This is a genomic window from Ruegeria sp. HKCCD7255 (assembly GCF_013031565.1).
Lineage (GTDB): Bacteria > Pseudomonadota > Alphaproteobacteria > Rhodobacterales > Rhodobacteraceae > Ruegeria.
The window spans coordinates 504990-525404 of sequence record NZ_WQAG01000002.1 but is presented as its reverse complement, the minus strand read 5'-3'; the positions used below and the strand labels follow the sequence as shown (position 1 = coordinate 525404).

Here is a 20415-nt window from a genome sequence, read left to right as displayed (position 1 = left end):
ATGGCTGCACTTTGGATTGCACATGTCACTGTGACAGACGCGGAAGCATACGGAAAATATGCCGAACTGGCTGGCCCGGCAATCGCGGCCCATGGTGGGCATTTTATCGCGCGGGCAGCGCGTTATGTACAACTGGAAGGCAAAGAGCGCTCACGCAACGTCGTGGCAAAGTTTCCGTCGGTGGAAGCGGCGGTGGAATGCTATAACTCAGACGCCTATCAAGAAGCCCTTTCCCATGCGCGAGGGGCAAGCGAGCGCGAATTGATGGTGGTCGAGATCACCGAATAGGAATCACTTGGGCGCGCTGACCGGTTCCAAACTGACAAAGCTGCGTTTTGCAGACGGCGATTTCGCATTTCCGTTGGCCGACGGGGTGCGCCTGAGAGTCTTTGGTTAAGATTAAGTAATTTAACGATATTTTACGTATTTGTCGCTCAGATTGTGTCATGGCCTGCCACGATGATGCACCGAAATGGCCATGAAGTTGAACGGGATTCCGCCGCTTTTCAGGACCAACCTGTCATAACCATTGCGGTTGGCGAAATGTTCAGGAATACTTTCTGGAATACGAATGTATTGTGATTTTGCCAAACGCCTAAACGGACTGACGCCTGGGGGGACTGTCATGCTTTTCGTTGGCACGAGGGACAAAAGCTTTTTGAAACGAGGGGTTGCCCTGCTGGGTGCGGCCATTTTTTGCATGGGTGCATCTGGACTGTCCTCTACGGCCGTTGCGTCCGGGACTGCGTTTTTGCCGGTCGTTTCCGCATCGCCACCGCCTTCGGGCGCTCTCCAGCTTTGCGATCAGTATAGCTGGGCTTGTGCCAGCGCGACTTCGGTCTCGATGTCGGGTGAGCGCGAGATGGAATTGGTCAGGCGTATCAATCGACATGTGAATGCGTCGACCCGGGAAGTTACCGATCAATCTCAGTACCGAATGCAAGAACGCTGGGCTTTGCCCACAAGGCGCGGCGGTGACTGCGAAGATTTTGCGTTGCTCAAAAAGCGGGAGTTGATCCGAGCAGGGATCGACCCCAGCAAGCTATTGATCGCGACGGTTCTGGACAGAAAGCGAAACGCACACGCGGTATTGGTCTATCGTTCAAGCCAGGGAGATTTGGTACTGGATAACTTGACCAATCGTATCAAGCCTTGGTCTGTAACGCGCTACTTGTTTCTGAGGATGCAGGATCCCAGACAACCGCGAAACTGGGTTGGTGTCTACCTGCAAAGCTGACGCCGCCATCGCTCATCAAGGAACAATTCGGCGGCGCCGTGTGGGTGTTTGATCGGTAGGTAAGGCAATTCGCGATTGCGATGCTTTGCCTCGGAAGCAAACTGTTAGTGTTTACTTCTTGCCTTCCTTAGCTTTCCCGCCTTTTCCTTTGCCGTGGCTCTTCTCGCCTTTGCCCTCGTAGCCTTCTTTTTTACGCTCTTCTTTCTTTTTTTCTTCGCGCTTTTCTTCTTTGCGTTCTTCTTTACGCTTCTCTTCTTTTTCTTCCTTACGCTCTTCTTCGCGCTTCTCTTCTTTTTCTTCGTTGCGCTCTTCTTCGCGCTTCTCTTCTTTTTCTTCCTTACGCTCTTCTTCGCGCTCTTCTTCTTTTTCTTCCTTGCGCTCTTCTTCGCGCTCTTCTTCTCTTTCTTCCTCACGCTCTTCTTCACGTTCGGATCCGGTGTCGTCTCCGCCGCCGTTTGTGCCGGTATCGCTGGAAGATCCGCCGCCGCCATTCGAACCGCCACCAGAGGTGCCGCCGCCGCCGGTGTTCGCACTATCTTCGTTTTCGCCGGTGGTATCGCCGAAGTTGTCTGCGTCATTCTCGTCGGCAGGGCCATCACCTGACCGGTTGTCGGCAGCGCCCGATACTGATGAGGTCGGGAAGTCGGTCAGCACTGCTGCGAACGGTGCACATTCCGACGCGGTGCGGGCGACGATGTCGTCAAAATCGGGACGTTTCTGCAGGTATTTGATAAGGCCGGTTGTTACTACTTTGCATTCGCACAAGGTCTGCGTCGCGACGGATTGTTTTCCGGTCGCGACCGTACATCTTTGATCGGCATAGGCGGGGGCAGACATAACAAACGGGACAGTCGCACTGGTCAGTACAACAGAAAGCAATTTGGATTTGATGCGCATGGCGCTTCTCCTGGAACTCATAAACTCGACTGCGACGACTGATACACATTCAGGCAAAGCGCTTATATGAACAGCGTCACACTTTGGCCGCAAATACACCTTCGTAATGCCAGACTTTCAAGACGACGCAAGTTCAAGAACCAGCGGTCGGACACTTGAATTCCGGAAAAATGAGTAAAAAAAGGGCGCTAAGACCTTATACTATATAGGGTCTTGGCACCTGATTGTTTCTCCATATGTGGGCAAAAATGCAACATATGGGTGATTGTAGCCGTCCTAGAAACGGCGTTACGAGGCCTTGGACATGCGTTTGCGCTCGTGCGGATCAAGGTATCGCTTGCGCAAACGCACTACATTTGGCGTCACTTCGACCAACTCGTCATCGTCGATATAGGCGATGGCCTCTTCCAGTGAAAATTGCACATGCGGTGTCAGGCGCACTGCGTCGTCCGATCCGCTGGCGCGCACGTTGGTCAGTTTCTTGCCCTTAAGCGGGTTCACTTCAAGATCATTGTCGCGCGAATGCTCTCCAATGATCATGCCTTGATAGACTTCGACCTGCGGACCCACGAACATCCGTCCGCGCTCTTCGAGGTTCCACAGCGCATAAGCCACGGCCTGACCTTTCTCCATCGAGATCAGAACGCCTGCGCGGCGCCCTGGGATCGGGCCTTTATGCGGGGCCCAATCATGGAACACGCGGTTCAGAACGCCGGTGCCACGGGTATCGGTCAGGAACTCCCCGTGATAGCCGATCAACCCGCGCGACGGCACATGGGCGATGATGCGGGTTTTGCCTGCACCGGCTGGGCGCATCTCGACCAGTTCGCCTTTGCGCGCGCCGGTGATCTTTTCGATGACCGAGCCCGAATATTCGTCATCCACATCGATCGTGACCTCTTCGATGGGTTCCAGACGTTGGCCATTTTCCTCGCGGAACAGAACCTGCGGGCGCGAGATGCTAAGCTCGAAACCTTCGCGACGCATGTTCTCGATCAGAACACCCATCTGCAATTCGCCACGTCCGGCAACTTCGAACGCCTCGCCGCCCGGAGTGTCGGTGATGCGGATAGCCACGTTGGATTCGGCCTCTTTCATCAATCGATCCCGGATAACGCGCGATTGCACCTTTTTGCCATCGCGCCCGGCCAGCGGGGAATCGTTGATGCCAAAGGTTACAGTGATGGTGGGTGGATCGATCGGCTGCGCGGGAAGGGCTTCTTCAACTTGGGGGGCCACCAGAGAATCGGCGACAGTGGCTTTGCTCATACCTGCGATGGTGACGATGTCGCCCGCTTCGGCCTGATCGATGGGCTGTTGCGAGAGCCCGCGGAAGGCCAGAATTTTTGAGGCGCGGAAGTTTTCGATCAGCGTACCATCCCGGCTAAGCGCCTTGAGCGTATCACCGGCTTTCAGAGTGCCGCTTTCGACGCGACCGGTCAGGATACGACCGATGAAGGGATCGCTGCCCAAGGTCGTTGCCAACATCCGGAAGGGTTCGTCTTTCTTGTCCACCTGTTTCGGGGACGGGACGTGGTCGACGATCAGGTCAAACAACGCACTCAGATCCTTGCGCGGCCCGTCCAACTCCATATCCGCCCAGCCCGACCGGCCCGAGGCATACATGGAGGGGAAATCCAGCTGGTCGTCATCGGCACCGAGATTGGCGAACAGGTCAAAGCACTCATCCAGGGCCCGGTCAGGCTCTGCGTCTGGCTTGTCGACCTTGTTCAGCACCACGATGGGGCGCAAACCCAGGGCCAGCGCCTTGGAGGTGACAAACTTGGTCTGTGGCATCGGGCCTTCGGCCGCGTCGACCAGCAGAACAACGCCGTCAACCATGCTGAGGATCCGTTCGACCTCTCCGCCAAAGTCGGCGTGTCCGGGGGTGTCGACGATATTGATGCGCGTGTCTTTCCACTCGACACTTGTTGCCTTCGCCAGAATGGTGATGCCGCGCTCGCGTTCCAGATCGTTGCTGTCCATGGCGCGCTCGGCAACCGCCTGGTTTTCCCGGAACGCACCGGATTGTTTGAGCAGCTCATCCACCAGGGTCGTTTTGCCGTGGTCCACGTGAGCGATGATTGCGATATTGCGCAGGTCCATGAGAGGTCAGCCTTTGAACGGAAAGTTGCCGCGCGCATAACGCGGCTTGGACCAAACTTCCAGCCCAAACGCGCGTTCAGCGACCGAAGCGTTGGAAAAACGCGAAAAGCACAGAGGACAGATTAGAAACGAAGCAGATTTTGGAGCGGTTGGGCTAACCCAATGGCGTCAAGTTTACCATAGGTCAGGGAAACCAGACTTTTCGAAGCATTAACATCTATGGTAGAGGTGTCGTTATTAAATAGTGCTTTGATTTTTATGAGTATTTTTAGACATGACGATATTTGTTAAATCCGTCATAACCGTGTCGGTTCTGATCGTGGCAATTGGGTGGCTTGCAGACGGGGGGTCCGTCTATTCTATTGCAATCCGTTGATGTTGAACGGTTTTATTGTTTTGTGGTTGTCGCGTCGTAACCGGTGAAAAAGGAGCCTTCGGGCTCCTTTTTCATTTTGCATCTTCCATCCTGTTGAACGGTTCAGCTTATTGTTTTTCGATTGCTTTTTGTTTTGTCCGGTATTGTGACAGGCGTTTCACGACAAACTGCCGCGCCTTGCGTTCGGCCAGCCTAACTCGAATTTCGGTCAGAAAGGCCTCTTCCAATGTTTGGGACGACGCTCCCAACAGGTCGCCCACCTCGACAAAGAACCGGTCGTCGCCGGTTTCGTCCATGACTTTCAACGTGTCTTCCGCAAGTCGGGCGGCGAGGGTCGAAACCGTATCGGACATCAGCGCGTGTTCTCGGTCAGGCGGCGTTTTACATAGTCGGTCACATCAGTCATCAACGTCTCCATGTGACGATCCTGGAAGAAGTGATCGGCTCCTTCGACCTCGTTATGAGTGATGGTGATCCCTTTTTGCTCATGCAGCTTGTCGACCAGTGCCGCCGTATCTGCGGGCGGGGCCACACGGTCGGATGAGCCGTTGATGATCAGCCCCGACGACGGGCAGGGGGCGAGGAACGAGAAATCATACATATTGGCCGGGGGCGAAACGCTGATAAAGCCGGTGATCTCGGGGCGGCGCATCAGCAATTGCATCCCGATCCACGCGCCAAAGGAAAAGCCTGCAACCCAGCAATGCTTGGAGTTGTTGTTCATCGACTGAAGGTAGTCCAGCGCCGAGGCTGCATCGCTTAGCTCGCCCACACCCTGGTCGTATTCGCCCTGGCTGCGACCCACACCACGGAAGTTAAAGCGCAATACGGTGAAACCCATATTATAGAACGCATAGTGCAGGTTATAGACCACCTTGTTGTTCATGGTCCCGCCGAATTGGGGGTGGGGATGCAGCACGATGGCGATCGGTGCGTCTTTTTCCTTTTGCGGGTGGTAGCGGCCTTCCAGGCGGCCTTCGGGTCCGGGAAAAATCACCTCGGGCATGAGTGCTTTCGTCCTGTCTCTTTTTTAACGCGTCTTCAGCGGGACTATCTTGACGATAATCGTCGGGCACTTTAGAACGGTTCTAATTACATTGCATCGCGTGAACACGCTGTCAGTGGGAAATACGCACTGGCTGTTGTGACGTCAATGATTTCACGCGACTTCCGGTGGGGTAAAGCATGAAACTGTCGACCAAAGGGCGCTATGCGATGGTGGCATTGGCAGATATTGCTTTGCAACCGGCGGAGCAATTGGTGACTTTGGGCGAAATTTCTGGCCGCCAAGACATTTCTTTACCTTATCTCGAACAGCTTTTTGTCAAGCTGCGTCGTGCCGAACTTGTTTCTTCTGTCCGGGGGCCCGGTGGTGGCTATAAGCTGGCGCGCTCGGCGTCGGAAATCCGTGTGGTCGAGATTCTGGCAGCGGTCGATGAAACTGTGGATGCCATGCACAAGGGGGCAGGGGCGTCCGGTGGATCGTCTGGCAGCCGCGCACAGTCGCTGACGAACCGTCTGTGGGAAAGCCTGAGCGCGCATGTCTATGTTTTCCTGCATCAGACCCGCTTGTCTGATGTGATCGAGAACGACCTCGCGCCTTGCCCGGCTGTTCCAAGCCTGTTTGCCGTTGTGGATGAATAGGCCGATGTCCACGCAAGCTTCCTTCATCGCACCAGAAAAGATGCATCCATGAAGCGCGTTTATCTGGATTACAATGCAACAACCCCGCTGCGGGCCGAAGCGCGTACTGCGATGATTGCAGCGATGGAGCTTTGCGGAAACCCGTCCTCGGTTCATGCCGAAGGGCGCGCAGCCAAGGCGTTGGTTGAACGGGCCCGCGCGCAGGTGGCCGAGGCGTTTGGGGCCGATGGTGCCGATATTGTCTTCACCTCTGGCGCCACCGAAGCTGCGGCTTTGGCGCTGGAGGGTCGGGGCCTGCTTGGCGCTCCGATTGAGCATGATGCGGTGCGCGCCTGGACGGATGAAGTTTTGCCTGTTTCGCCCTCGGGTTTGGTATCCATAGCCGACCCAGCACAAGCTACGTTGCAGCTGGCCAATTCCGAAACCGGGATCATCCAGACTTTGCCAAAAGGGCTTGCCGTGACCGACGCGACTCAGGCTTTTGGCAAGCTTCCAGTGGCGTTCAACTGGCTCGACACTCAGATGGCGTTGATCTCGGCCCATAAACTGGGCGGTCCCAAGGGCATTGGCGCTTTGGTGCTGAAACGCGGCACGGAACTGGGCGCGAGGATCAAAGGTGGCGGGCAAGAGATGGGTCGACGCTCGGGCACTGAAAATGTCATTGGAATCGCGGGCTTCGGGGCCGCAGCTGAAGCGGCAGCGCGGGATCTGGCCGATGGTGTCTGGGAAAAAGTTGAGAATCTTAGAATTATTCTAGAAAATGCCCTTGAGGCCGGACCTAATTCAACTATTTTTGTCGGGAAAGATCAGGATCGCCTTCCGAATACGCTGTGTTTTGCGACCCCCGGATGGAAAGGGGAAACACAGGTGATGCAGATGGATCTGTCGGGTTTTGCCATCAGTGCGGGCTCGGCCTGTTCCAGCGGCAAGGTGCGGGCAAGCGCGGTTCTGACGGCCATGGGCTATGACGAAACCGTTGCGGCAAGCGCTGTGCGGGTATCGTTAGGACCCGAGACAACAGAAGAAGACGTGCTGCGTTTCGCTGAGACGTGGCTGGATAAAGCAAAGAAGCATCACGCGCGCGCTGCGTGATCCCAAGGAGGGTAAGACATGGCCGCATTGGACCAGACCCAGGTAAAAGAGGGTGTCGATCAGGAAACCGTGGATGCGGTGCGCGAGGTCAGCACGTATAAATACGGCTGGGAAACGGATATCGAGATGGAATACGCCCCCAAAGGCGTGAACCCCGATATCGTCAAGCTGATTTCGGAAAAGAATGAAGAACCCGAATGGATGACCGAGTGGCGCTTGGCCGCGTTCGAGCGCTGGACTCAGATGGAAGAGCCCAAATGGGCGATGGTCAACTATCCTGAGATCGATTTTCAGGACCAGTATTATTATGCCCGTCCCAAATCGATGGAAGAAAAGCCCAAGTCTTTGGATGAGGTCGATCCCAAGCTACTGGCGACCTATGAAAAGCTGGGTATCCCTCTGAAAGAACAAATGATTCTGGCTGGTGTCGAAGGTGCTGAGAACATGCCTGCCGAGGGCCGCAAAGTCGCGGTGGACGCGGTGTTTGACTCGGTTTCCGTCGGTACGACCTTCCAGGACGAATTGAAAAAGGCTGGTGTGATCTTCTGCTCGATTTCCGAGGCGATCAAAGAGCATCCCGAACTGGTCAAGAAATATCTGGGCACGGTTGTGCCGGTGTCCGACAATTTTTATGCCACGCTGAACTCGGCCGTGTTCTCGGATGGCTCGTTTGTTTATGTGCCGCCGGGCGTGCGCTGCCCGATGGAGCTGAGCACCTATTTCCGCATCAACGCGGAAAACACTGGTCAGTTCGAACGCACCCTGATCATTGCCGACAAAGGATCCTATGTATCCTATCTGGAAGGCTGTACCGCGCCCCAGCGCGACACCGCGCAGCTGCACGCGGCGGTGGTCGAGATCATCATCGAAGAAGATGCCGAGGTGAAATATTCGACCGTTCAGAACTGGTTTCCCGGGGATGAGAACGGCAAGGGCGGCATCTATAACTTTGTGACAAAACGCGCCGATTGCCGCGGTGATCGGTCCAAGGTGATGTGGACTCAGGTCGAAACCGGCTCTGCCGTGACATGGAAATACCCGTCCTGCATCCTGCGCGGCGATGACAGCCAGGGTGAGTTCTATTCGATCGCGATTGCCAACAACTATCAGCAAGCCGATACCGGCACCAAGATGGTGCACTTGGGCAAGAACACCAAGTCACGGATCGTGTCGAAAGGCATCAGCGCGGGCAAGGCGCAGAACACCTATCGCGGTCTGGTGTCGATGCACCCCAAGGCTAAGGACAGTCGCAACTATACCCAGTGCGACAGCCTGCTGATCGGCGATAAATGCGGCGCGCATACGGTGCCTTATATCGAGGTCCGCAACAACTCGTCCCGCGTGGAACATGAGGCGACGACGTCCAAAGTGGATGACGACCAGCTGTTCTATTGCCGCCAGCGCGGTATGGACGAGGAAGAGGCCGTGGCCTTGGTCGTCAACGGGTTCTGCAAGGACGTGTTGCAGGCGCTGCCAATGGAATTTGCGATGGAAGCACAGCAACTGGTGGCGATCAGCCTTGAAGGATCTGTGGGCTAAGCTCGACTTCCCTGACGAATAGATACATTGGGAGCCTGCGGGTTCCCCTGCGAGATGCAAAAGGACAAAACATGCTGGAAATCAAGAACCTGCACGTGAAACTTGAGGAAGAAGAGAAAGAAATCCTCAAAGGTGTTGATCTGACGGTCGAGGCTGGCAAGGTGCACGCGATCATGGGGCCGAACGGCTCGGGCAAGTCAACGCTCAGCTATGTGCTGTCGGGGCGTGATGGCTATGAGGTCACGGATGGCGCGGCGACGCTGGACGGCGAAGACCTGCTGGAGATGGAGCCCGAAGAGCGCGCGGCAGCCGGTATTTTTCTGGCGTTCCAATATCCGGTCGAAATCCCCGGCGTGGGCAACATGACTTTCCTGCGGACCGCCGTGAACGCACAGCGCAAGGCGCGTGGGCAGGAAGAACTGTCGGCAGCCGACTTCCTGAAGCTGGTGCGCGAGAAAGCGAAATCGCTGAAGATCGACGCTGACATGCTGAAGCGCCCTGTCAATGTGGGTTTCTCGGGCGGTGAGAAAAAGCGCAATGAGATCCTGCAGATGGCCATGCTGGAACCCAAGATGTGCATCCTGGACGAGACTGACTCGGGTCTTGATGTGGATGCGATGAAACTGGTGTCCGAAGGTGTTAATGCGCTGCGTGATGCGGGCCGTGGGTTCCTGGTGATCACGCATTATCAGCGCCTGCTGGATCACATCAAACCCGATGTTGTGCATATCATGGCCGATGGCCGGATCGTGAAATCGGGCGGACCCGAGCTGGCGCTTGAGGTAGAAAACAACGGATACGCCGACATTCTGGCCGAGGTGAACTGATGGCTTTACCGCAAGCAAAACAGACTGCGACTGAAGAGCGGCTGGCAGCGCTCAGCCTGCCGGATGCCGGTTGCACCAGAAAGGCGCGTGAGGCAGCGATTGCTCGCGTGCGCGAGATGGGCCTGCCCGGGCGTCGCGACGAGTATTGGAAATATACCCGGCCCGACACTTTGATTTCGGTCGAAGCACCCCACGCTGCGCTGTTTGACGGCGAAGAACCTGACATCTTCCACGACTTCGATCGCCTTCAGATCGTGTTTATTGACGGTGTTTTCAGCCCTGAGCAGTCGGACGACCTGACGCTTGAAGGTGTCTCGATTGACCGGCTCGAGGACATCTGCTGCAAGGATATCCACTGGGCCAAGGATCTCTATGGCGTTCTGGAAACGCGTGGTCAGGTGCCGGTTCAGCGCCCGCTGGCTGCGTTGAACACGGCCTTTGCGTCGGATGGTGTGGCCATTCGTGTCACCGGCAAGCCGTCGAAACCGATCAATCTTGTCTATCGCCATGCTTCCGAGGATTCGGACGCCATCCTGCACCATATCGTGCGGGTCGAAAGCGATGCCGAGGTGACCATTCTGGAAAACGGCCCGGCGGCCTCGCGCTTTAACAAGTGCATGGAAATCGATATCGCCGACAATGGCACGCTGCATCACATCCGGGCGCAAGGTCGTGATCATCAGCGCCGTGCGGCCACCCATATGTTCACGCGTCTGGGCAAGGAATCTGTCTATAAATCCTTCACTCTGACCGTGAACGGTGTGCTTACGCGCAATGAACAGGTTGTGGAACTGACAGGCGATGACGCTGTGGCCCATGTGGCCGGCGCTTGTGTTGGCGATGGTGATTTCCATCACGACGACACGGTGTTCGTTACCCATGATGCGGTGAATTGCGAAAGCCGTCAGGTCTTTAAGAAAGTGCTGCGCAACGGCGCGACCGGTGTGTTCCAAGGCAAGATCCTTGTGAAAGAGGGGGCGCAGAAGACGGACGGGTATCAGATCAGCCAGTCTCTGCTGCTGGACGATGACAGCCAGTTCCTCGCCAAGCCGGAACTAGAGATCTATGCCGATGACGTGGCCTGTTCGCACGGCTCGACCTCGGGCGCGATCGACGAAACGGCGCTGTTCTATCTGCGCTCTCGCGGCGTTCCGGTTGCGGATGCGACCGATATGCTGACGCTGGCCTTCCTGGCCGAAGCCGTGGACGAGATCGAAAACGAGGCTCTGTCAGAGGTCATTGTCGAGCGTTTGCAAGGATGGCTGTCCCGCCGCCGCTGATGCCTGTCACAACTGATATCGTTGCAACCTATCGCGGGCCCGGTCGGGTGGTCGGGCGTCTGATGAAGATGGGCCCGCGCGAAGATCGCGCGCTGGCCTTTGTTATGGCTTTTTGCGTGATCGGCTTTGTGGCGCAACTGCCCAGCCTGGCGCGTCGGGCTCATCTGGAAGATCTTGAGCTGAACATGCTGATGGGCGGCGCGCTGATGGGGTCGGTCTTTATCCTGCCTCTGCTGCTTTACGTGCTGGCCTGGATCTCACACGGGGTGGCTCGCTTGTTCGGTGGCAGTGGGTCCAGCTATGGTGCGCGTCTGGCGCTGTTTTGGGCGTTGCTGGCCTCGACACCGCTGGTGTTGTTGAACGGTCTTGTTGCCGGTTTCATTGGTCCCGGACCAGCTCTGACGCTGGCCGGTCTGCTTTGGGTGGCGGTTTTTCTGTGGTTTTGGTTGTCTGGCCTGAAGCAATCGCTATGGGTTAGGGCATGAATACTGCATCATTACTGAACCTTGTCGGGCTCACCCTGACCAATCCTGCCGAAGCTGCCCGGCGCTTGCTGGCCATGAAGCTTGGCGGCGACGTGCTGTGGCTGGCATTTTCGCTGGCCGTGATCCTGAACGCAGCGCTGCAATCTGTCGCGAACATCATGCTGCCGGCTCTAAGCCCGGACACGCTTCAGGTCGCTGAACCGCTGTCGCGCACGCTTCTGGTTTCGGTCGCAGCGATCCTGATTAGCGTGGCCTCTTTCCTTCTGGTCGGCCGTCTGCTGGGTGGCACAGCAAATTTTTATGAGATCATGACACTGGTTATCTGGCTGCAACTGCTGCAGATCGTCGGCCAGGCCTTCGTGATCATCTGCGGCTTGGCGCTGCCCTTCCTGTTCCTGCCCTTCAGCCTGGCGATGCTGGGGTTTAGCCTGTTCATCACGCTGCATTTCCTCAATCAGGCGCACAAGTTTGACTCACTCGGCCGATCTTTCGTGGTGATCCTGATTTCGGGCGTTGTGGCCATTCCCTTTGTTCTGATGCTGTTTTCGGGCGGCCCGGTCTAGAGACTTATCCTCATGTACGACATACAGAAAATCCGTGCCGATTTCCCTATTCTCAGCCGCGAGGTGAATGGGAAGCCGCTGACCTATCTGGACAATGGTGCCTCGGCACAAAAGCCGCAGGTGGTGATTGATGCGATCACGCAGGCCTACGCGCATGAATATTCGAATGTGCACCGCGGGCTGCACTACCTGTCGAACCTCGCGACCGAGAAATACGAATCCGTACGCGGAACAATCGCACGCTTTCTGGGGGCCCCAGACGAGGATGAGATCGTGCTGAACTCGGGCACGACCGAAGGGATCAATCTTGTCGCTTATGGCTGGGCCATGCCACGCCTGCAGGCGGGTGATGAGATCGTTCTGAGTGTGATGGAGCATCACGCCAATATCGTTCCCTGGCATTTCCTGCGTGAACGGCACGGCGTCGTTCTGAAATGGGTAGATGTGGATGCGGCAGGGCATCTGGATCCGCAAGCGGTGATCGATGCGATTGGTCCCAAGACCAAGCTGGTCGCGGTCACCCAGTGTTCGAACGTTTTGGGTACGGTTGTTGACGTCAAAGCGATCACACAGGGCGCGCATGACAAGGGGGTGCCCGTGCTGGTCGATGGCAGCCAGGGCGCTGTCCATATGCCGGTGAACGTCGCCGATATTGGCTGCGATTTCTACGCAATCACCGGCCACAAGCTCTATGGCCCGTCAGGGTCGGGGGCGATCTATATCAAATCCGAACGCATGGCCGAGATGCGGCCCTTTATCGGCGGTGGTGACATGATCAAGGAAGTGTCCAAGGAACAGGTCATCTATAATGACCCGCCAATGAAGTTCGAGGCTGGAACGCCGGGCATCGTCCAAACCATCGGTCTGGGTGTGGCGCTGGACTACATGATGGACCTGGGGATGGAGAATATCGCGGCCCACGAAGCGGGTTTGCGCGACTATGCCATGCAGCGTCTGACCGGGCTCAACTGGCTGCAGGTTCAGGGCACAACGCCAAACAAGGCGGCCATCTTCAGCTTTACGCTGGACGGGGCAGGACACCCGCATGATATCTCGACCATCCTTGACAAAAAGGGTGTCGCCGTAAGGGCAGGCCACCATTGCGCAGGCCCGTTGATGGATCATCTGGGTGTCTCGGCAACCTGCCGCGCAAGCTTTGGGCTCTATAACACCACAGATGAGGTCGACACGCTGATCGAGGCGTTGGAACTGGCCCATGAACTCTTTGCCTGAGCGCGAAGAAACGGGACGCACGCGCAGCGTTTTGCAGTTGCGCCCAAAACAGAACGAGGGTAGCTAAACCCCAACGCACCTGTAGCTCAGCTGGATAGAGCGCTGCCCTCCGAAGGCAGAGGCCAGAGGTTCGAATCCTCTCAGGTGCGCCAACCTTTTCAACAACTTAGACGATCTGGACACAATCGCGTGTCCCGTCAGTGTCCAGAATGCCGTCGTTTTGGCTGGTACGTGTTTCCGACTTCCAAAATCCACAGGGTATAAATTTGTTTGTGGATAACCTTGGGCGGTAGGGTTTACACGGTCGATTCACCGCGCCAGCATAAAGGTATGAGCGGGAATGCTCTAAACCTGATCGACGTCATAACCATTATTGGAACAGTGGCATCGATGGCAGGTCTGGTCGTCGCACTGAGAAGTTTTGGCCAAAAGTAACAGTGCAACGACCCAAGTCTAGAAACCTATCTAGCAGGCGGATACTGGCAACAGTGTCCGTCATGAGTCACAGTAGCCAACGAAGCCGACCTGCATCAAGTCAAATACGTTGCATCGACGCTCGGTGGCACATTTCTGTTGTTCGCAATGTTAGTACAACAGATAGTAGCAACCGACGTACTTCGAGCAGCTAAAGAGCGTTAGATGAAAAGCTTTCTCATCACTGGACTATTCACCGCCGTATACGCATTGCCCGCCATCGCTGATCAGTCTTCCGAACTTACGGTAGGAAAAGGTTGGGAAATTTGCCGCAATTACTATGAGAACCGCCCATTGGAGAACGCAAAAGACCACAGTGATCTTGGGTTTTGCTTGGGCATCACTCGTGGCGTTTACGTGGTGATGCGAGAGAACTGTAATACTCCCGGTTACGCCGGACCGCTGGCGGTTGGAACAGGTGGGACAAACAAGTCCATAGTGCATTCGTTCTACAAGTGGGCAGACGAAAATCCTGATCAGTGGTCGATACCGTTTACACAGGGATTAATAATAGCCTTGATCCAGTCCTTTCCTTGCGCTCCGGCGTGATCAAACACTTTTCAGCTACCAGGTGGGACGGAATTACATTCACGCGGGCAAGTGTGGAGGTCAATCTGGCTGACTAAACCCTGTTTTCCGATTTCGTTTCGGTACAAATCAATGATTTTCTCACCACACAGAAACGAAGCAACACGGACAACTAGGCCAGAACCGTGCACGGTAACGGCGATGTTGCTTGTGTTACTTATGGTTCTCGTCGCGCGAGTGTGGTTATCGCTGGTCGAAGTTTTCGCCATTGCATCGCTTTGGGCGACAGTTCCAGAAAGGGCAGAACAACATCCAAAAAAATCAGCTCATCTTATGAAACTTTTCATTCGAATATCGTAATTTAACAATATCTTGGGGAAATACGTCGTCGAATTTTGTCAAAAGCCACGAACGGTGTTCGCCACGTTCATCTGCAACCTTAAGCAATCTCTAGCACCCGACGTTAGTGTGCCTGTTTGTTGAAACTATCCTAAAGTTTGCCAGCTGGACTTTGATCTTTCCTACTTGGAGCCACCTCTGCGAAGTCAAATGAACCAGCAATACTTGGACTTTGGTGACAGTAATCTCTCTTCTAATTTTCGTCCCAGAAAAGGCGTGTACTCTGTCTGGAGGGGTAATGGACGTGAAAGTCTCATCATCAATTCAGTCTGAAACATTGACTCTTCCTTACGCAGAAACGAATTTGCGCTCGAGAACTACAGCCAAGTAGAAGGCCAACTGATGAGATCGCGGATATTTTTCGACAAAAACAAAAACTTACTTTTGATTACAAATCTAAAGGTTGGCTTCACTGCTTTAAACAACCAAAGGCCAGTAGAGCTTCAGCTGGTTCCAAATTCTGAAACTGATGCGCGGGATTTCATCAAAACTGAGTCTATTGAGCGCGTTGCGTTTGTTCATCGTAATCCAGCAGAACGTTGGATGTCATATTATTACCATTGGTTCGTAAATTATCCAGTGGTTGGAAATCCACCAAATTTGAATCAGCAATTCAATTTACTGTTCGATGTTTGTGACAACGACTTCTATATGGAGTTCTGCTCTCTAAGAGCTGAAGACAGGCGCACTGAAGAGACTATGAGGCGTCTTTGCACATATTTTCCAATGTATTATCAAAAAGATGCCCATACGAGGTGTCAGTTGCAAATCGTCAAGCGTTTGGGCTTGAGCTTAGAATCCATAACGGACAGTATAAGGCTGGATGATTTGTCTGAGTTTATGTTCAAAAATTACAATATTGAATTTTCAAAGAAATTGAAGAGCGGTCGTCCGACATCAGTTCCCAGTTTTGTTTTGGATATGTGTAAAACTCTTTACGCGGTTGACTATCAGGAGCTTGGGTATTGTTTTTGACATGAAAGTAGCAAGTTGGTTGGTGCCTACACATCATAAACGAGGCCGCGAAGTCATCCGTTTTAGATCAGGATTTATACAGAAGATGAATGCCATCATTCGACAACCATAGTCGGGCGGATTCATCCCCGCGTTCGGCTGCTTTGATGTGTTCCTTGATCGCTGCGCACCACATGGCGGCACAGGCTGCGGCATCGATGTGTCTCTTGGTCATCAGATGCGCCCCAAATTCACGTCGTTCAGTTCATCCCACGGCAGGGCATCCATCAAGGCAAACCGACTGATCGGAAGCGATACCACGTTGAGGTTATCCGACATCACCCGAAAATAGGCGATGCGGCCCGGTCCGTCTGGCGGTGGCCAGTGCCCGCCCATCAGATTTTCAACAAACCATGCGCGCGGCGGGCATGTGTCGGGCATCAGTTTATTCTCAGGCTGTCCCAATTCGGTGATCCGTCATCATGCGTTGCGACTGGTTTTGCATCGATGGTCTTCCGGTGCGGCTGGCGTTTTTTTCCATCCAGCGGGGATTTCAGGCGGTCGTTCAGAACGTCTTTGCTGCGGATACCAAGATCGCGCAGCAGTGTTTGCAGGGCGCGGGTCAGTTCGAATTGGTGAACGTGTATCGGGTTCTTACCGACCGTTCCGTTCAAGTGCTGAATAGTTGGCGAGGTCGTCAGCACGGCAAAGCGGTTGTTGTATATTGCGCCTGCGAACCTTCTCGAGGTCTTCACCGAACAGCTTTGCCTTGATGTAAGCCCCCAAAGGCAGACCATTCGCGGCCTCTTCCAGCTTCGCACGCTCTTCAAAGGTCAGACGCAGCGAGAACGGCGCAGGTGTCTTCCCTTTGGCTAAGGTGTTGAATTTATTATTCGAGGTGGACATCGCTGCACCTCGATTCAGGCTCTAGGCCCTTCAAGGTTTCAGCGAGTTCAGTTCCCTGTAAGTGGCGCTCCCATTCGAGTAGCGCCTCAAGGAGAGAGTTCGAACTTTCTCCTCTCAGGCGCGCCATTTCACCATTTTGTTGTTCCCGACGTTTTGAAACAGGCAAAACAAAACCCCCACCAGCTCAGCTGACGGGGGTTCGAGGGGGTAATTGGCTATGGCTTTGGGTTAGCCGCGCCAGGTGCGGATATCTCCGCAATCCATATGGACGAAGTTCGAGCGGTAATATTTTCCGACGCCGCCTGCACGGCAGGACATGGCGGCTTTGGCCATTTGCGTGACCGAGCGCGAGGACAGCCGCAGATCAGCCGCTTGGCCTTTCATATGCAGGGAGTTACGCGCAACGCCGCGCGACTTTGATCGCAGCATGGCGTTTGTTTGGGGTGAGCGATAACCCGAGAGCAGCATGTAAGGTTCGCTCACATCGAGAAGATTGTGAGAGGCAGCCATGATGTCGATGGTGCGCAGGTCCATTTTCTTGACCTGATCGCTGCGCCAATCGCGCATGAAGTAGTTCACTTCTTTGACGGCATCCTTGATGTATTTTCCATCCACCCAATATACCATATCGATCCGCTCGCCCGTGCGGCCCGAATACATACGGATGCGGCGGATATCCCCGCCGCCACGTAGAAAACCTGCTGCGTTTGAATAGGTGGGGGCTGCAACAACGGCTGTGGCTGCAAACGCACCCAACAATGCACGTCGGGTCAAGCCCGAAGAACTGCTCGTGGTCATTTTTGTTTCGTCCCGTACTAGTTCCTGCCTGCGCACGATGTTACGCGCGCCGTCTTAATTTTTTCCCCATCCCAGATGCAGAATGTATGGCACAAGCAGATTCGCGGGCCAAGGAAACTTTGAACAATCCGCTGGCAAGGGGGAAATTTCGGCAAATTTCTGCGCAATTGATGTTTTTGTGCAATTATAACGTGCATTTTTCCTGTCGCGATGCAAACGCGCATCAGGTGACAGAGGAACCGTTGGGTGATGTACTTGTGAATGGACAAGATTTCCGTAGGAAAACATTATTTTCAGGCGCTCCTTTTTCGCGCCGTTCCAGTTTCAAGATCCAAGGCTACGCCATGACCTCAGTTTTTCGGACTTCAACACGTGCTTTACTTGCAGCCTGTTTCATGGCAGCCGCCTCGGTTGCTCAGGCCGCGACTGAAGGAACCGCGTTCCGCATGGCTGTAGCCGAGCAATCGTCAGAACGGTCCGATATAGCGGCATTCTATCGTGAAACGGGTTTCCAACCGATTTGGGTCGGTGAGGGTGAGGTATATGCTGCCCGGCGCGCAGGGCTGATCCGGGCCCTGTCATCGGCTCATATGCATGGCCTGCCGCAGCGCGTCGATGTGCAAGCTTTGCTCAACCGGCTTGAGACTGCGCGCTCGCTGCGGGATCTGGGGCAGATTGAAGCGGAATTGAGCCAGCTTTTTGTGGACTATGCCACCCAATTGCAGTCAGGGTTCCTGAAACCAAGCAGCATCGACGACGGTTTGGTGCGCGAGGTCGAATACCGTTCGGCCCAGGACTATCTGAGAGAAATTTCCTCAGCAGACGCAACACAATACTTCCATTCCTTGATGCCGCAGTCGCGCCAGTATCGCGCGTTGATGAAGCAGAAATTGGTATTGGAACAGCTGATTGCCGACGGCGGCTGGGGGCCGACGGTTCCAGTGGCCAAGTTGGAACTTGGCGATACGGGTCCCGCAGTGATCAAGATGCGCAACCGGCTGGTTGCGATGGGCTATATGAAGCCTACAGCCAGCCCTGCCTTCGACGCCAACCTGCTGGCGGCGGTACAGGCCTTTCAGACCGCGCACGGATTGGCGGCGGATGGTGTGGCCGGGCAGGGCACCCTAACCGAGCTCAACCGGCCCGCGTCGGACCGCCTGCGTGCTGTTTTGGTCGCGCTGGAGCGGGAACGCTGGTTGCCTGATGAACGCGGGCCCAGACATGTGCTGGTGAATCAGGCGGATTTCTCGGCCAAGATCGTCGACGACGGGCATATCACCTTCGAAACGCGCGCAGTGATCGGCAAGAATGTGCATGACCGTCGCAGCCCTGAATTTTCGGATGTGATGGAGCATATGGTGATCAATCCCAGCTGGCATGTGCCACGCTCGATCATCACCAAAGAGTATCTGCCGCAATTGCAGACCAACCCGAATGCGGTCAGCCATCTTGAGATCACTGATCGTAGCGGCCGCCGGGTCGACCGCGGGGCTGTTGACTTTACCACTTTCACCGCGCGTGACTTCCCGTTTGCGATGCGTCAACCACCCAGCCGCAGCAACGCGCTGGGGTTGGTGAAGTTCATGTTCCCCAACAAGTACAACATCTATCTGCATGATACGCCTCAGAAAAACCTGTTCGCGCGTGAGGTTCGGGCGTTCTCGCACGGGTGTATTCGACTGGCGGAACCCTTCGAGTTCGCCTACGCCTTGTTGGCTGTCCAAGAGGAAGACCCAAAAGCGTTTTTCCACCGCGTGCTGGATGCGGGGCGCGAGGCTACGGTCAAACTCGACCAACCCATCCCTGTGCATCTGATCTATCGCACGGCTTTCATCGGCCCCAAAGGCGAGGTTCAATATCGCCGCGACGTTTATGACCGGGATCGCAAGATCTGGGAGGCGTTGCAAAAGGCAGGGGTGGTCCTGCCGGACGTTCAGGGGTAAGCACGGGGCGCAAATCCTGCCAGAAGGACGCCCCAAATGCAGTTCACCATTCAGCAAATCGCCGATGCCCTGGGTGTTGAGGCCGCAGGCAATACCGACCTGACCGTTTTGCGCGCCGCCGAACCGGGTGACGCGGGACCAACGGATTTGGCGATGGCCATGTCCCCGAAATACGCCGAGTCTCTGTCCGGTGGCACCGCCCGTGCGGCGGTATTGTGGGACGGGGCTGATTGGAAGGCGCTTGGGCTTGAAGCCGCCATCTTTGTTGCACGCCCACGCCGGGCGATGGCGGGTGTTACCGCGATGATGGATCGCGGGCAGGGTGTCGTTCCGGGTGTCCACCCGTCTGCCGTGATTGATCCGACAGCCGAGATTGGCGAAAACGTCTCAATCGGCCCGCTTGTGGTGATTGGCGCCCGGGCGCGCATCGGATCGGGTTCGACCCTTGGGGCCCATGCCACCGTTGGTATGGATGCCGTTCTGGGCGAAAATGCGCTGCTGCGCGAGATGGTCAGCATCGGCGCGCGCGCACAGATCGGCGACCGTTTCATCGCGCAACCCGGCGCACGCGTGGGCGGAGATGGGTTCAGCTATGTCACCCCAGAGGTTTCGGGCGCAGAAAACGCGCGCAAGACAATGGGTGATCAGGGCGATGCAAAAGCACAAAGCTGGATGCGGATTCACTCGCTGGGGGCTGTTCAGATCGGCGACGATGTTGAGATCGGGTCCAATTGCACGATCGATAACGGCACCATTCGCAATACGGTCATCGGCGATGGGTCGAAACTGGATAACCTCGTTCATGTTGGGCACAACACACGCGTTGGACGCGATTGTCTGCTTTGCGGGCAAACCGGTGTGTCGGGCTCGGTCGAGATCGGCAATAACGTGGTCCTGGGCGGACAAACCGGCGTGGTCGATAACATCTTTATCGGTGACGGTGTGATTTCCGGTGGTGGTACAAAGATCCTGTCCAACGTACCTGCGGGCCGCGTCATCATGGGGTATCCGGGTATCAAAATGGAAAGCCATACCGAGATTTATAAGTCGCAACGCAGACTGCCTCGGCTGGCCCGCGACATCGAAGCGCTCAAAAAGGCTGTTTTCAAACCGGGCACGAGCGATTAAATCATC

General features: G+C 55.4%; 23 protein-coding genes and 1 tRNA gene. 15 read left to right on the top strand and 9 right to left on the bottom strand.

Annotated features, from left to right (window positions below; translation table 11 throughout):
- Both GOX45_RS06360 and GOX45_RS06355 read left to right on the top strand, forming a co-directional pair.
- Nucleotides 1–288 carry a DUF1330 domain-containing protein gene (locus tag GOX45_RS06360; RefSeq protein ID WP_171099096.1) on the top strand — a complete coding sequence of 96 codons (288 nt, stop codon included), beginning with the start codon at nucleotides 1–3 and terminating at the stop codon, nucleotides 286–288.
- Nucleotides 289–700: 412 nt separating this feature from the next.
- Nucleotides 701–1237: a transglutaminase-like cysteine peptidase gene (locus GOX45_RS06355; protein WP_254445939.1), complete on the top strand. Its 537-nt coding sequence runs from the start codon at nucleotides 701–703 to the stop codon at nucleotides 1235–1237.
- Nucleotides 1238–1348: 111 nt separating this feature from the next.
- On the opposite strand, the gene GOX45_RS06350 is transcribed toward GOX45_RS06355, so the two are convergent.
- The 4 genes from GOX45_RS06350 to GOX45_RS06335 form a co-directional block, all read right to left on the bottom strand.
- Entirely contained in the window at nucleotides 1349–2134 is a 786-nt protein-coding gene (locus tag GOX45_RS06350) for a hypothetical protein (protein WP_171099092.1), read from the bottom strand.
- A gap of 288 nt (nucleotides 2135–2422) precedes the next feature.
- Nucleotides 2423–4240 (bottom strand): translational GTPase TypA, encoded by a 1818-nt coding sequence (gene typA, locus GOX45_RS06345; protein WP_171099089.1) that lies wholly within the window; start codon nucleotides 4238–4240, stop codon nucleotides 2423–2425.
- A gap of 483 nt (nucleotides 4241–4723) precedes the next feature.
- A complete protein-coding gene (locus GOX45_RS06340; RefSeq protein ID WP_171099087.1) occupies nucleotides 4724–4969 on the bottom strand; it encodes a hypothetical protein in 246 nt (81 codons plus the stop codon).
- Nucleotides 4969–5622, bottom strand: coding sequence for an alpha/beta hydrolase (locus GOX45_RS06335; RefSeq protein WP_171099085.1), 654 nt, complete (start codon nucleotides 5620–5622; stop codon nucleotides 4969–4971). The genes GOX45_RS06340 and GOX45_RS06335 overlap by 1 nt, the downstream gene beginning before the upstream one ends.
- A gap of 179 nt (nucleotides 5623–5801) precedes the next feature.
- Between GOX45_RS06335 and GOX45_RS06330 the strand changes: the two genes are divergently transcribed.
- The 11 genes from GOX45_RS06330 (at nucleotide 5802) to GOX45_RS06280 (ending at nucleotide 15655) form a co-directional block, all read left to right on the top strand.
- The gene (locus GOX45_RS06330) at nucleotides 5802–6260 is read left to right on the top strand and encodes an Rrf2 family transcriptional regulator (protein WP_171099083.1); all 459 of its coding nucleotides are present in this window, start codon (nucleotides 5802–5804) and stop codon (nucleotides 6258–6260) included.
- A gap of 48 nt (nucleotides 6261–6308) precedes the next feature.
- Nucleotides 6309–7352, top strand: coding sequence for a cysteine desulfurase family protein (locus GOX45_RS06325; protein WP_171099081.1), 1044 nt, complete (start codon nucleotides 6309–6311; stop codon nucleotides 7350–7352).
- 18 nt (nucleotides 7353–7370) lie between these two features.
- A complete protein-coding gene (sufB, locus tag GOX45_RS06320; protein ID WP_171099079.1) occupies nucleotides 7371–8891 on the top strand; it encodes a Fe-S cluster assembly protein SufB in 1521 nt (506 codons plus the stop codon).
- A gap of 71 nt (nucleotides 8892–8962) precedes the next feature.
- A complete protein-coding gene (gene sufC, locus GOX45_RS06315) occupies nucleotides 8963–9718 on the top strand; it encodes a Fe-S cluster assembly ATPase SufC (RefSeq protein WP_171099077.1) in 756 nt (251 codons plus the stop codon).
- Nucleotides 9718–10998: a Fe-S cluster assembly protein SufD gene (sufD, locus tag GOX45_RS06310; RefSeq protein WP_171099075.1), complete on the top strand. Its 1281-nt coding sequence runs from the start codon at nucleotides 9718–9720 to the stop codon at nucleotides 10996–10998. The genes sufC and sufD overlap by 1 nt, the downstream gene beginning before the upstream one ends.
- Nucleotides 10998–11483 carry a YIP1 family protein gene (locus GOX45_RS06305; protein WP_171099073.1) on the top strand — a complete coding sequence of 162 codons (486 nt, stop codon included), beginning with the start codon at nucleotides 10998–11000 and terminating at the stop codon, nucleotides 11481–11483. Before sufD ends, GOX45_RS06305 begins: the two co-directional genes overlap by 1 nt.
- A complete protein-coding gene (locus GOX45_RS06300; RefSeq protein ID WP_171099072.1) occupies nucleotides 11480–12046 on the top strand; it encodes a Yip1 family protein in 567 nt (188 codons plus the stop codon). The genes GOX45_RS06305 and GOX45_RS06300 overlap by 4 nt, the downstream gene beginning before the upstream one ends.
- A 12-nt stretch (nucleotides 12047–12058) precedes the next feature.
- Nucleotides 12059–13279, top strand: a complete 1221-nt coding sequence (locus GOX45_RS06295; protein WP_171099070.1) for a cysteine desulfurase — start codon at nucleotides 12059–12061, stop codon at nucleotides 13277–13279.
- Between the two features lie 75 nt (nucleotides 13280–13354).
- Nucleotides 13355–13431, top strand: a tRNA-Arg gene (locus GOX45_RS06290).
- Nucleotides 13432–13918: 487 nt separating this feature from the next.
- Nucleotides 13919–14302 (top strand): hypothetical protein, encoded by a 384-nt coding sequence (locus GOX45_RS06285; protein WP_171099068.1) that lies wholly within the window; start codon nucleotides 13919–13921, stop codon nucleotides 14300–14302.
- A 720-nt stretch (nucleotides 14303–15022) separates the two neighbouring features.
- Nucleotides 15023–15655 (top strand): hypothetical protein, encoded by a 633-nt coding sequence (locus GOX45_RS06280; protein ID WP_171099065.1) that lies wholly within the window; start codon nucleotides 15023–15025, stop codon nucleotides 15653–15655.
- Between the two features lie 67 nt (nucleotides 15656–15722).
- On the opposite strand, the gene GOX45_RS06275 is transcribed toward GOX45_RS06280, so the two are convergent.
- The 5 genes from GOX45_RS06275 to GOX45_RS06255 form a co-directional block, all read right to left on the bottom strand.
- On the bottom strand, nucleotides 15723–15869 hold the full coding sequence (locus tag GOX45_RS06275; protein WP_171099063.1) for a hypothetical protein: 147 nt from the start codon (nucleotides 15867–15869) through the stop codon (nucleotides 15723–15725).
- A complete protein-coding gene (locus GOX45_RS06270; protein ID WP_171099061.1) occupies nucleotides 15869–16075 on the bottom strand; it encodes a hypothetical protein in 207 nt (68 codons plus the stop codon). Before GOX45_RS06270 ends, GOX45_RS06275 begins: the two co-directional genes overlap by 1 nt.
- Nucleotides 16075–16308, bottom strand: coding sequence for a hypothetical protein (locus GOX45_RS06265; RefSeq protein ID WP_171099059.1), 234 nt, complete (start codon nucleotides 16306–16308; stop codon nucleotides 16075–16077). Before GOX45_RS06265 ends, GOX45_RS06270 begins: the two co-directional genes overlap by 1 nt.
- A complete protein-coding gene (locus GOX45_RS06260) occupies nucleotides 16289–16540 on the bottom strand; it encodes a hypothetical protein (protein ID WP_171098166.1) in 252 nt (83 codons plus the stop codon). Before GOX45_RS06260 ends, GOX45_RS06265 begins: the two co-directional genes overlap by 20 nt.
- Nucleotides 16541–16768: 228 nt before the next feature.
- The gene (locus GOX45_RS06255; protein WP_171099057.1) at nucleotides 16769–17338 is read right to left on the bottom strand and encodes a DUF882 domain-containing protein; all 570 of its coding nucleotides are present in this window, start codon (nucleotides 17336–17338) and stop codon (nucleotides 16769–16771) included.
- Between the two features lie 395 nt (nucleotides 17339–17733).
- Here GOX45_RS06255 and GOX45_RS06250 point away from each other — a divergent pair, with 395 nt between their 5' ends.
- The gene (locus GOX45_RS06250; protein ID WP_254445938.1) at nucleotides 17734–19281 is read left to right on the top strand and encodes a murein L,D-transpeptidase; all 1548 of its coding nucleotides are present in this window, start codon (nucleotides 17734–17736) and stop codon (nucleotides 19279–19281) included.
- Between the two features lie 36 nt (nucleotides 19282–19317).
- Nucleotides 19318–20409 (top strand): UDP-3-O-(3-hydroxymyristoyl)glucosamine N-acyltransferase, encoded by a 1092-nt coding sequence (lpxD, locus tag GOX45_RS06245; RefSeq protein ID WP_171099053.1) that lies wholly within the window; start codon nucleotides 19318–19320, stop codon nucleotides 20407–20409.
- Nucleotides 20410–20415: the final 6 nt, after the last annotated feature.